Annotated in this window: 8 protein-coding genes; 2 read left to right on the forward strand and 6 right to left on the reverse strand. The window is 66.7% G+C overall.

Annotation, left to right across the window (positions count from 1 at the left end):
* Positions 1 to 6 precede the first annotated feature (6 nt).
* Positions 7 to 471 (forward strand): hypothetical protein, encoded by a 465-nt coding sequence (locus QRN53_RS11110; RefSeq protein ID WP_056387689.1) that lies wholly within the window; start codon positions 7 to 9, stop codon positions 469 to 471.
* A gap of 107 nt (positions 472 to 578) precedes the next feature.
* Here the strand turns inward: QRN53_RS11110 and QRN53_RS11115 are convergent, their stop codons facing one another.
* The 5 genes from QRN53_RS11115 to QRN53_RS11135 all read right to left on the reverse strand — a co-directional run bounded on the left by QRN53_RS11115 (position 579) and on the right by QRN53_RS11135 (position 10,601).
* Complete coding sequence (locus QRN53_RS11115; protein ID WP_056387685.1) at positions 579 to 1,091, reverse strand: hypothetical protein; 513 nt, start codon at positions 1,089 to 1,091, stop codon at positions 579 to 581.
* A gap of 77 nt (positions 1,092 to 1,168) precedes the next feature.
* Positions 1,169 to 4,666 carry a hypothetical protein gene (locus tag QRN53_RS11120; RefSeq protein WP_285244016.1) on the reverse strand — a complete coding sequence of 1,166 codons (3,498 nt, stop codon included), beginning with the start codon at positions 4,664 to 4,666 and terminating at the stop codon, positions 1,169 to 1,171.
* 35 nt (positions 4,667 to 4,701) lie between these two features.
* A complete protein-coding gene (locus QRN53_RS11125; RefSeq protein WP_285244017.1) occupies positions 4,702 to 6,903 on the reverse strand; it encodes a hypothetical protein in 2,202 nt (733 codons plus the stop codon).
* Between the two features lie 125 nt (positions 6,904 to 7,028).
* On the reverse strand, positions 7,029 to 7,928 hold the full coding sequence (locus QRN53_RS11130) for a hypothetical protein (RefSeq protein WP_285244018.1): 900 nt from the start codon (positions 7,926 to 7,928) through the stop codon (positions 7,029 to 7,031).
* 252 nt (positions 7,929 to 8,180) lie between these two features.
* Positions 8,181 to 10,601 carry a type IA DNA topoisomerase gene (locus QRN53_RS11135; RefSeq protein ID WP_200830699.1) on the reverse strand — a complete coding sequence of 807 codons (2,421 nt, stop codon included), beginning with the start codon at positions 10,599 to 10,601 and terminating at the stop codon, positions 8,181 to 8,183.
* 237 nt (positions 10,602 to 10,838) lie between these two features.
* Here QRN53_RS11135 and QRN53_RS11140 point away from each other — a divergent pair, with 237 nt between their 5' ends.
* Complete coding sequence (locus QRN53_RS11140) at positions 10,839 to 11,330, forward strand: hypothetical protein (protein ID WP_056387674.1); 492 nt, start codon at positions 10,839 to 10,841, stop codon at positions 11,328 to 11,330.
* A 7-nt stretch (positions 11,331 to 11,337) separates the two neighbouring features.
* Here the strand turns inward: QRN53_RS11140 and QRN53_RS11145 are convergent, their stop codons facing one another.
* Positions 11,338 to 12,228 carry an Abi family protein gene (locus tag QRN53_RS11145; protein WP_285244019.1) on the reverse strand — a complete coding sequence of 297 codons (891 nt, stop codon included), beginning with the start codon at positions 12,226 to 12,228 and terminating at the stop codon, positions 11,338 to 11,340.
* Positions 12,229 to 12,391: the final 163 nt, after the last annotated feature.

The following is a 12,391-nucleotide window of genomic DNA, read 5'->3' on the forward strand; positions in this document are numbered from 1 at the left end:
TCGGGCATGACGCTCATCGGACCGATCAGGTACTACAAGGGGCGGGTGGCGTACCCCAGCGACGAGCAGCTGCGCACGGCAAGAGCCACCTGGGATTTCGACGACATCCGCCGGCCGACGGACGATGTGGACTGCACGCACATCCAGCTGATCGAAGTCTCCGGCCGCAACGCGGGGGAGCGGCGGCAGCTCGAGGAGGAGAAACTCACACGCTTCTTCGACTACATCGGCACCCGGGCCGGCTTCCGGGTGCTCACCCACCAGAAGAAGCCGGACTCGGCCACTTCGGCCTTCGTTTCGCACGAGATCGTCTACGTCATCGAGTCCCGGCCGACCAGGGGGTACGCCAAGCTCACCCTGCGCTCGGAGCTGCCGCGCAGCGGGACCGCCGGTGCCGTCTCGGACATCTTCAGCGCCGAGGGAATCGACCGCATCTCGCGGATCTTCGACAAGGGCCCCCGGAGGGATTGAGGCCGGTGCTGCAGTACGACTGCCGCCCGACGGGAAAGGAAGACCCCGTGGACATCACGTCCACGGGGTCTTCTTGTGTCTGACTGGCTGGCAGTCCCGTATGAGCCCTACAGCCGTCCGCCCTTCAGGCGCAGCGCCCGGTACTCCTCGATCGTCTCCGGCGGCCGTCCGTACTTTGGCGCATGTGTCTCGACGAAATCGATCTCGGCCCAGGTGTCCCGGTGCCGGACCCGCGACCTGGCCAGCACGGCAAGCGCGGTTACTGAAACGACCACGTTGGCCAGCCACCACAAGATGGCGATGAGGACCGCAGCCTGGACCAGTCTCCGTTCAGAGGAGCCCGTCTGTGCTGCCAGGGCCGCCAGGGCCGTTGAACTACCCAAAGCCATGCACCCGAGCAGGAGCCCGGCCACCCAACCCTCCGTCGGCACCCGCCGGCGCGCCAGATCAGCGGGGCTGTCGCGATGGCGGACCAGCCGCAGCGCCTCGCGCAGGAAGAACACAGCAGCCAACGCGGCCAGGCAGTTCACCGCCAGCTCGCGCGCTCCCTCGAGCCACCAGCGCCCCGAGTGCCACCAGCCCAGCGGAAACTCGTCGCGCGCCTTGCCTCGCAGATTCATCCGTTCCATCCTTTCCCCCGTGGCAGGCAAAGGGCGGCGCACCCCTTGTCGGAGTGCGCCGCCCTCATCACCAACGATCAGTTCTTCGGGTCCTCAGCCGGCTTCCTCCGCGACACGGGACCGTCCGTGCGCTTCGGAGCCGGATCCGCCGTCCGCCGCGGCTGGGCCGGAGCCGGCTGCGACGGCTTCGGGGCCGGGGCCTTCGGAGCCTGAGCCGCCGGTGCCGATCGACGTCCGCTGCGTGGAGTCGGCTGGACACCCTGGCTGCCCTGAGTGCCTCCGGTAACCCGGCCACCGACACGGGGCTGGGTAGAAGCAGGAGCAGGAGCCGGGGCCTGCAGACGCTGACCGGACTGGCCCTGCGCCTGCGCCGGAGCGCCGGTGCGGGGCTGGATCGGAGCCTGCGGGCTGCGGCGCTGACTGCCGTTGGCCTGCGGGATACCGGGTCCCGCCTGCACAGCACGGGAGCCGGAACCCGCGTTGGCCTGCGGCTGCTGGCCTTCGGCGGCCCGCGTCGCCCGGGTGCCCGGAATCCCCGGGACCGCTGCGATGACGGGGTTCACCTGCGCGGGCCCGCCGGTACCAGCGGTGAAGCGCGGGCCCTGGCCCGAGGAGGCCGGAGCCGCCTGCTGTCCGGTGCCGAACTGCGTCGGTGCCGACTGGCCGGCGTCCGCCTTGCGGCCACCGCTGGTGTGCGCACCGCTATCGGTGCCGCCCGTGAGCCCGTCGCGCTTCTGGCCCTGACCCTGGCCATGGCCCTGCTGCCCGGTACCAGGAGCACCCTGCGCGCCGCCGAGCCCGAAGCTCGTCTGGCCGCCGGTGGCCTGGCCGCCCCGCGAGGAGGGACCCTGGCCGGTGCTGTAGCCGAGGTTCGACAGGCCGCCCTTGCCGCTCAAGGTCTGAGCAGTCTCCTTGTCGGAGCGGGAGCTCCCCGCCTTGCCGCCCGTGAGCTGCAGAGGACCGCCCTTGTCGCCCGGACCCTCGGGACCACCAGCGGACGGGCCGCGGCCGCCGCTGTCACCACCACCGCCGGGAACCGGACCGGGACCGGCGGGGCTGCCGCCGTCGGGGCCGGCTTCCGGACCGTCGTTCGGACCGGCGGCCAGGGCCAGTGCGCCCTTCCCGGCAGCAAGCGACTTCTGCTCACCGTTCAGGCCGCCGGCGTTGGTCGACGAGCCCTTGCGGCCACCGGGGGTGCCGCCGGGCTTCGTGGCCCCGCTGCCGCCGAGTTTGCCGCCGACGCCGGAGGCGAGCTTGTTACCCATGGCCATGCCCGCTCCGGCCCCGGCTCCCGCAGCCAGCGCGGGGAGCATGCTGCTCTTGTCCGGCTTCGGTGCGGTGTTGGTCTCGAGGAACTTGTCCACCAGCTTGGTGAACACCTCGTCCATCGCCTGCAGCACGACCTTGCGCACCCGCAGGAGCGCCAAGGTGATGCCGATGATCAGCAGCGAGGAGATCAGGGTCAGGATGACCACGATGATCCCGCCGAGCATGCCTGAGCCCCACAGGCCGTCCTGGGACATCCAGGCCGACACCGGTCCGGAGATGATGTCCGGGATGGAGATCAGCAGCTCCGAGACGAACTGGTAGATGAACAGCGTCACCAGCACCTCGAGGATCAGTGCGACGGAGTAGACGATCACCTTGCTGATCGCGGCGATCGCGCCCAGCGTGGCGAACGGCACCGCGGCCACGAGGCTGAAGGTGCGCTTGACCGCGCCCACCAGCATGCCGATGGCGTACCAGAAGCCGAGCAGGACCATGCTGCCCAGGACGACGCCGGCGTTCTGCCAGTACATGAACTTCGCCGGGCCCGTGCCGACCTGGCTGACCGCCATGTGGTCCTCGCGGGTCAGGCCGCTGGTGACGTTGTTCGAGCTGTACATCGTCATCGAGTCGGGGCCGAAGCCGGTGTTCAGGTAGTTGTACGCCGACAGCGCCGACATGTTGCAGGAAACCGGGGCGTTGTCCGCCCAGACCGAGAACCCACAGCCGTGCTTGGTGCCCTGGGTCGAGAAGCTCGTCGTGTTCCCGCCCGGGTTCGAGGAGGTAAGGCCCTTGCCGCCGACCGCCAGCACCGGGTGGTTGGTCGGGATGTAGTCCGACTCGCCGTGCCCGCCGAAGTTGTCGCTGTCACCGTAGGACTTCTTGTCGATGAACCACTCCTTCTTCACGTCGCTGTTGACCGGCAGGTTGGTGATCGCGCTCTTGATGCCCGACTCGAAGTCCGACGCCGATGTAATTTGGCCCGAGATGTAGCTGTTGAGCATGCCGAAGGTCTCGCCCACGGCGTTGAAGTCACCCGCCGGGCTGCCCTCCATGCCGACCAGGCTGTTCTTCCAGGCCGTCTCGGCATTGGTCGCACCGGGGCCCACGCTGATGTCGCGGAAGGTCGAACCGTGCGCCTGCTTGTTGATCGCCAGTGCCGTCGTGCGCACCGACATCATCGCGTTGTTGCTGGCCTGGCCGTTGTCCCAGGCGATAACGGCCTCATCAGGAACGCCGAGGCGGTCGTTCATCATCCAGGCCTCGAAGTCCACGTACGTGGAGAGCACCACGCGGGTCGGGCCGGCGTGCTGGCCCAGCAGCGAGTCATCGAACTTGTCCAGGACGCCGGTGTACATCGAACCCATCAGCGGAAGGCCCACGCCAATGAAGACGACGCGCACGACGAGCTTCTTGATCGCCGAGCCGCGGTCCATCTTCTTGAACAGCACCAGGCCAATAATCAGGAACCCGATGAAGAGCGGGACCAGCGCCTCCCAGGCGATGGACTGCAGCAGGCCGTACCAGCTTGCGATCCAGTGCTGCAGGCCCGCGAGGGCACCGCCGCCGGCCTGGCCACCGGTCATCCCGTCGGCGAGGTCCTGCTGGTGCGCGCTGTTCGTATTGCCGCCGGAGTCCGCGACGCCGGCGACCGCCTGGTAGAACCACATGAACGGGTTCAGCACCTTCAACAGCTGGATGATGAGATAGAACAGCGTGCCCACGGCCAGCGCCATCGCGTAGAGCAGCCAGATCGCGCCGCCGCCGATGAGCGACAGGATCTGTCCACCGATGCCCGAGGACATCGTGTCCAGGCCGAGGTCGGCGTTGGCCGCGCCGAAGTGGGCGTAGTCCACCATGCCGGAGTAGACGTTCTTTCCGCTGCCGCTGGCTGTCGCATTCAGCGTGTCGTACCCGATGGTCTGCGTGGAGCCCGTCGCCTCGGCGAAGAGCCAACCGACTACGTTGAAGAGGCTGAATTCGGAGTCGGCGTAGCCGAGCATGTCGCCGCCCGTCGCCGGGTCGGCGGTGATCGCCCGCCAGTCCTCGTTCATCCGATCCTCGGGCTTGTCCTTGCCTTCGGGAGAGTTCTCCTGACTGAAGTACGTCGAGGCATTCGACGCCAGCTGGTACAGCGAGTAATTGTCGCGGTCCTCGTCGTCGGCAGCGTGCGCCGATGGCGCGAACACCGTCATCAGCAGCGGCACAACCAGTGCCACGAGCAGCGACAGAGCCAGGACGCGCACCAGCCCGCCCCGGGCAGTCGCCGCGGCCCGGGCCCGCGCCGCGAGCGTGATGGTCCCGTTCATCTTTCCCTTCCTGTCTGTCGTGTCCGTGATGGCCGTCATGACTTACCCAGCTTCCACGGGGCCGTCCCGGCCTTCTTCATGGCCTTCCTGCGGTCGGCCCGCCCCACATGGTCCTCGGAGCGGTCCTCCTCGGACTCGACGCTCTGGCGGGCACTGGTGAGCTTCGCGCCGGGTGCCGGCTCGTCCTTCATCAGCTGGTCCATCCGGGCCGCCTCGTCGGCCTTGGCGGCCTCCAGACGAACCTGCCTGCGCTGGGCCTCGCGGAAGGGGTTGATCCCCAGCGCGAGGTCGAGGTGGAAGACCACGTTCGACACGTCCCGGCGCAGGTAGGTAAGGTTCTCGCCCTTGGTCGTGATGAGCTGGGCGAGGTCCGGCGGGATCTGCTGGTGCAGCTGCTTCTGGTACTCCGCCACCGTGCGGTCGCGCATCGGCCCGAAGAGCGTGTAGTCCGCGGCGTCGAACTTGTTGAAGTCCGAGTCCGCGAGCATCTTGTCCACGTCGTTGTAGCTGTAGACCACGCGGCCGCCGCGCTCGTGCATGTGGTCGAACTGGTCGTGCAGGTACTTCTTGACGCGGTCGTCAATCTGCTCGGTGCCGTGGATCACCACGGTGTCCCCGAGCCCGAGCTTGCCGACGGCGAAGCCGACGATGTTGACCAGCTGGGCCATGGCCACGCCCTTGCCGCGGCGCATCAGCCGCGAGAAGTCGTAGACCACGCGCCGGGCATCCCGGACCCCGTCCACGGCCGATGCCGTGTGGTTGTTGAACAGGTCGCCATTCGTGCTGAGCATCGTGTTCGCGATGCCGCGCAGCACGTTGTACGCGCGCAGCTGGTCGGGGTCGGTCTTGCTTGAGTTCAGCAGGGCCTTGTGCGCGGTGTCGAGGTACGAGACGAACATCTGCAGCCGCGGCACCTGCTGGTGCGGGATGTTGACCACGCGCAGGCGGTGCCGCTGGTCCTTGGCGTTGTGCCGCCACATGCCCTGCTCGACGTAGAAGTCGGTCGCCGTGTCCTCCAGCGCGGAGCGGATGATCGAGCCGATTGCCCCGTCCGTGGTCTCGTAGAGCTGCTCAAACATCAGCTTGAGCTTCTCCATCTGCGCGGCGAAGACCGTCAGTTCGTCGTCCTCGTCGCCGAACAGCTCGAAGGGGTTGACGTCACCGCGGTTCAGGTCCACGCGCGAGGTCAGCCGCTCGAAGTTCGGGCCGAGCTTGTCCAGGTCCGCCCCGTCCAGCACGAGGTGGACCACCGAGCCGTTGCCGAGCATGCAGGCCTGCGAGATCTTCGAGCACCACATGTTCGACACACGCTGGCGGTCCAGGTACTCGCTCAGGGTCGCGTCTGCCACGACAACGTGGTGCTCGTACCGGTTCACGTCCATGAGTACGGCCGAGTTGTTGACGTCGCCGACCATGTAGCCGACGTACTCGCCGCCCCGGTCGTTCAGGCCGTTAGTCACCAGCGAGTACGAACCCGCGAGCTCGGTCGAGGTGAAGTGGAAGCCCTTGCCGCGCTTCTTCTCGTTGTTCTTGAACAGGCCCGAGAGTTCCTGGCGCTGCTCGCCGGCGTACGCCGCAGCCTTCAGCGTGCCGAAGCGGTCGATGTACAGCCGCGTGACGCGGTCGACCGAGTCGTCCAGCGTCTCCAGGTCCGGAGCCTTGAGAAACAGGCGGTTGTGCACCGACAGGTAGCTCGCGCCGTCCTGGATCTCGCCGATGGTGACCTCAAGGTCGGAGGAGATCTTGGCGGCCTTGCGCTTGGAAGAGGTCGTGCCGGTCTCCTCCTGCTCGTTCGCGTCAAGGCGGTCGAGCTTCTCCGACTGCTTGGTGAACGAATCCACCCACTTCTCGTCCATCCGGCGCACCTGCTCCAGGACGACCGCGGTGACGCGCTCGTCGAGCCCGTCCGGGATCCGGTCGATGCCCCAGAACGCGGCGAAGTTGTCGTGCGCGGCGTCGTCGTGGAAGAACGCGAGCACGCACGCCACGGAACCGTCGACCTCGAAGTAGTCGGAGCGGAAGACGTACTTCTCCCGAGGCTTGAGCGCCAGCAGGTGCGGATACGAGTCGAACCGCCCCTCCAGCTTCTTCATCTCCTGGCGGCGCTGCCACCAGTTCTTGTTCGGCTCGGCCACCTCGGCCGGCTCAGCGGCGACCGCCGGCGCGGTCACCTCGGACGGCTCCGCCGTCCCGCCCGTGGCGGGATCGCCGTCGAGAGCGGCCTCCAGTTCATCCACGCCCGGCACGGCCGTCGCGTCCCCGCCCCGGGGCTTCTTCCCCGGAATGCCCAGCTGCGCGCGGGCCTTCGTCATCAGCGCCATGTCACCCTTCGTCCTTCCTTTGTTCGTCCAGCTCGGCCCGGTCAGTTCAGTGAGGCCTTGAGAGAGTGCAGGTCGTCCTCGATGCCCTGGTAGAAGACCCGCAGCATGGGCTCGGTCTCCTCGCGGTCGAGGACCGTAGCCTCCTTGATCATCAGCGCGGACCCCTCGACCTCGGACTGCAGCACCATGTGCGCCCGGCGCAGAGCGTCAGCGCTCTTGCCCTTGAGCAGCAGGTACTGGTGGATCGAGGTGAACTTGCCACCGACGTGCTGCGTGAGGATGTCATACTGCTCGTTCTGCAGCTCGATCAGGTCAGGGTCGCGGACCGCGAGGGCGTGGTTGCGGTGCTCGAGCGAGGCCACCTGGTGGTAGATCCGCTGCGGCTCCTTCGTGGTGACGAAGGCCCACTCGCAGTTCGTGTCGATCTTGCGCCAGAAGGCGTCGACCCGGTCCAGGATGCCGATGCGGTCCTCGTCGAAGAGCAGGTACGACGCTGAACCGACGACCAAGTAGACCTGCCCCTCACCGCCGTCGGAGAAGTGGATCCGGCCGTCCTCCTCGATGCCGTCGATACCGACGATCGAGTGGAAGTCGCTCGGGTCCGAGCTGCGGCGGGTGAAGACGTTGCGTGCCCGGGACGGGGCGTATGCCAGCAGGGCGGGCACGTTCATCGCCCGCAGCTCCTTGGTCTTGGTCATGCCGCCGAAGTCGACGATCAGTGCCAGGCCCCAGATGACGAAGAGCGTGATGAACACCGGACCCGAGCTCGCCACGAAGGTCTGCGTCACCGCCCACAGCAGCGCCAGCGCGCCCCCGCCGAAGAAGAACAGCTGCTTGATGGGGGAGGGCTTGGCCGCCCAGCCGCCCTTGCTGAGCGTGATCTCGTGGTCGAGGAACGACCTGTTGAGGCTCGTCGGCACCTTGTACGACATCTTCGCCATGAATCTCTCCCTGCTGCCACCACTGATTTGTCTGCGCCTGTCCGAATGCCCTCATAGATGAGGGATACATGACCACTCTACCTTAGATAGACCTATCGAATCGAGCGCGACTGACGCAAGAATGGCACCGCCCAGCGACTCGGACGTGCGATCCGATGCCGTCGGGCGGTACCGTGGCGTGCTGATTTAAGTGGACGGGCAGTCTATCGGACTGGCATCCGAATAATCATTCAGGAACGAGTCCGCGCAACCTCAGCCGAAGGAGGGGACGAGCTTCTTCTTGCCGCCCTCGTTCCTCCACTGAAGCTCGGCGTCGAACTTCTTTCCCTTGCTCGAGGTGAAGCCCGTACCCTTGATCGTCTTGCCCGCGGCCAGTGCCGCGAGCTGGTCGTCGGTGAAGGCAACCCCGCACCAGCTCTTCGGCGGGGAGTCCAGGGAGGCCTCGAAGTCAGGCACGATCTTCTTACCCTCACCCTTCTTCTCCTCGCGGAAGAAGACCTTGCACTGGAAGCGGTTGCCCTTCTTTGAGACGAAGTCGCTTGACTCGACGCCCTCGCCAACCATGAGGCGGTCGATCTCCTCGGGCGTAAAGGTGTAGTGGCACCAGGACGCCGGCGGCAGCGCGTTGCCGCTGGCGTCGCGCCGGCCGAAGCCGAGCTTCTGGAACCCGACGAAAGTCCGGCCCTTGAAGGTGCCCTCGCCAAGCTCGCCGAAGACCTCATAGGCCTTGCCCGTGGTGCTCTTCGCCGAAAACTCGATCGTCTCCCCGGCCAGCAGCCGGGCGACCTCGTCGTCGGTGAAGCGGTGGCCGCCCCACTCACGCGCGAACACCACATCCTTGCCCGTCTTGGCCCAGGTGCCCTGCGCCCGCTCCTTCCGGGTGACGGCCTCCTCCTTGAGCCCCAGTGCGGAGCGCATCGTCGCGGCGTTCTTCTGCATGGTCGCGATGTCCTCGCGCACCCAGTCGGCCACGACCGCGAGGCGCTCCTCTGCGCTCGGGCCGGTGCCTACGGCAATCTCCTTCATATCGGCATAGACCTTCTCGGTCAGCGCCAGGTCGCCGATCCGGGTGCCCGGAAGCAGCCGCCAGCTCATGTCCCCGGCCTCGGCGAGGGTGAGCTTGCGGCCCTTCTCCAGCAGCAGCGGGTACTTCGTCTTCGTCGAGGTCACCTCGGAGTACGTCGAGGTCCGGGTGGCACCCGTGCCCACGTCGCGCTTCTCCAGCTGCTTCATCAGCCACTTCATGCTCGGGTGCTCGGGGCGCTTGTTCGCACCCTCGAAGACGAAGGGCTCAGCGTTGGTGCCCAGGCCCTTGGCCGACTCGTTCTCGTCGCCCTCGGCGGTGTCGTCGCCGGCGTCCGGATCGAACACCGCCTTCCAGCCCGCCGACATGGGCACGTTGGCGATGCCCACGAAGTCCGGATAGTCCTTGACGTGGCCCTTCTGCTGCTCGTAGACGTAGTCCTCGGCAATCATCGCCAGGTAGTTCTTGCCTAGGGTCTCGTAGATCAGGCGGCCGGCCTTGCCGAAACGCTGCTCGACGTCGTCCAGCGAGGACGGCACCTTCGGGCCGGGACGGTTCGCACCGTGCGCCCCCTGCGGCTTCACGTGGGCCTTGCGCGGCTCGCGGTGCGTCAGATGCTTGCGATCCACCCCGACCACGCCGGCGATCTTGTCCACCAGAGGCGCAAGCTCGTTGAACTGCTCAGGCGTGATCGTTTTGTCCTCGGTGCGCGGGTAGCTCACGACCTGGGCCTCGTACATGGACTGGTAGGTCGAGAGCACCAGCTGGGCCCTGATTCCCTTGCCGACCAGGATGGACGAGAGTGCGGCCAGGTCCAGCAGCTTCGGTGGCGGGGTCTGTTTCGTCGCCTTGCCGTCGAGCACGACGGGGGAGGGGTCGTACTGGTTCGGCACCTGGTCCTTCTGGTCGAACCGCGGCTCCTCCGGGTTCGTGTACATCACGTCGTTCTCGTCACGGAACCGGTTCTGGAAGAACGGCTTCTTGACGTAGTCGTTATACGCCTTCAGCTGGTCGCCGACGAGCTTGACCATCGCCGACTTCAGCCGGCCCTGGCGCAGCACCATGTCCTGCCCGGACTGGCGGGCCATGTTCGTGGCGATGCGGGTGAACTGCATCGAGAGCAGGTCGAACTGTGAGCGGTAGCGCGCCTTGCGGTACTCGTCGAAGTCCAGGAGTGACGGAATGACCTTGCGCGCGGCGAAGGCCTTCTGCAGCGAGGCCGGAGCCTCATCAGTGAAGTACATGCGCGACCACTTGCCCGGCTTCAGCCCCAACTCGAGGAAGGCATTGACCGCGATCATGCCGCCCTCGCCCGTGGGGTCGACGTCGGTGGCGATCGCGATCTCGTCGCACTTGCCCAGGGTCCGCTTCACGTCCGCGGCGACAGCGCTCGCGTTCTTGATCACCTCCAGGCTCCAGTCCAGCTGCTGAGGGTCCCAGGGCAGGTTGCCCAGGTCCCAGGTCCGGTACTTCCCGGCCACGTCCGGATCCGCCACCATCCGGTGCGGATCGACGAACTCGTACAGGTGCCCCCGGGCGTGGGCGATGACGAACTGCTCCCCGTTGTACGTGCCGTTCATGCCGCCGAGGGCTGCAGCGAAGTGCCGCGCCGCGCTCGGCTTCTCGGTGAGGATCCCGACAACCATCATGACTCCCTTTCGTCGGTGACTCATAAACCAGTCGACTCATAAATCAGTCACAAGTCTATCGATAGAATGAGTTGAATGGCGAGTCTAAGCGAGTCGCACAGCGAGTCGAATGGGAGCGGCGAGACCCGCGCCGGCACGCCGGTCAGAGAGGGCCTGGATCATTCACGGCGACCCCGGATCGAGGTAACGTCTATAGAGTCGCCACCCGCTCACGCCCGACCCAGGAGCACGAATCCCATGGCCCTCGACCACGCTTTCCTGCGCACACCACAGGACTTCAGCAGCATGCTCATCGAGATGCAGGAGGGCAGCTGGCCGCCGGACGAGGCGGACATCATCCGTATCGCCCAGGGGTGCTCGATGCTGATCGAGTGCATCGATGCCTGGGAGAGCGCCACGCACGGCAAGAACGTCTTCGACGTCGCCCGCGGAGAGATCTGCACGGCCGACGTACGGCGGCTCCTCGCCCAGGAGGTCTCACTGAGCTACGAGGGCGACGTCGCGGTGCTGCTGGTGCCGCCTGCGGACGAACGTGTGCGCGTGGAAATCCGTGCCGACGTCGACGAATACCAGGGCCTGCTGCGCCGTCCGGAGATGGTCCTGGATTGGGAGCAGGATGGTAAGCAGCACGAGCACTACATCTCACTCAAGCCCAAGGGCGCGCACTGGTACATGCTGTCGCAGCTGCGTGACGACATGAAGGAAGGCCGGCTCACCGTCCGGTCCTAGCTCCGCCTCAGCCGCGCCAGAGCTCGAGCGACTCCCAGCCCACAGGCGCGCCCATCGACTCGATGGTCAGGGCGTGTGAGACCGGGAATTGGCGAAGCAGAGCCGCCAGCCGACCGGACCAACCGGTGTCCGGGTCGATGGCGCGCAGCAGGTACGCGATTACGGCCAGGGCGTTGTACGTGCCGAAGACACCCTTGGCGGTCTGCTCATCGCGCAGGTGGTCCAGCACCGGCACCACTCCGACCTTCGGCCGCGACGGCGCGTTCTGGAGCTTGCGGTTGAACAGTCGGGCATGGTGGGCAGCGACGTTCCGCACGTAGTTCAGGCTGGCGAGCCAGCTGATCATGACCTTCTTCGTCGGCACGCCGAACTCACGGGCAATCTCCTCGGCATCCTGCTGGTGCATGCCGCGGTAAAGCACGCACAGGTGTCCCAGCTCAAGGATCTCCGTCAGCGCCCACACCGGCATCCTGTCGTCGTACTTCTGCCTGAAGTGCTCCACGAACTGCTCGTCGGAGCTGGCCCGCCGCTCGTTGACGCGCTGGAGCCAACGCACATGCGGGCTCGGCGCGGGATCCCGCACATCGGTGCTCTCGGCTGTGAAGGCCTCGGTGAAGCACTCCGGGTCCTCGTAGGCGAAAGGGGACCGGCGGCCGAGGACATAGCCGATCCGCATCCGCGCGGCGACCTCGATGCGTTCGACGCCGTCCATGACGAGCATGCGCAGCTGCCGGTCGAAGTCGATGATCTCCTCAGCGTGGCGCAACGTCGTGCCCGGCCGGTAGCCGCTGAGCACCCGGATGCGGGAGCGCCCGTCCTCGTCGGCGTAGCGCTCGGACTCGCGGAAGGGGTAGAGGTAGCCGGTGAGGCGGTAGTAGCCGACGGCACCCAGCAGCACGGCTGCCCGGTCCCCGACGTCGGCCCCGTGCCACGCCAGCCGGTCGATCTGCGCGTCGACCGACAGCCATGGCTTCGCGTACTCCGCCACGTTCCTCCCCCTGAAAAGAAAATCAGCCCGCGCCTTGCGGCAACGGGCTGATCGTGATGGCTATAAAGTAGCA

It is taken from the genome of Pseudarthrobacter sp. fls2-241-R2A-127 (assembly GCF_030209355.1).
GTDB lineage: Bacteria > Actinomycetota > Actinomycetes > Actinomycetales > Micrococcaceae > Arthrobacter.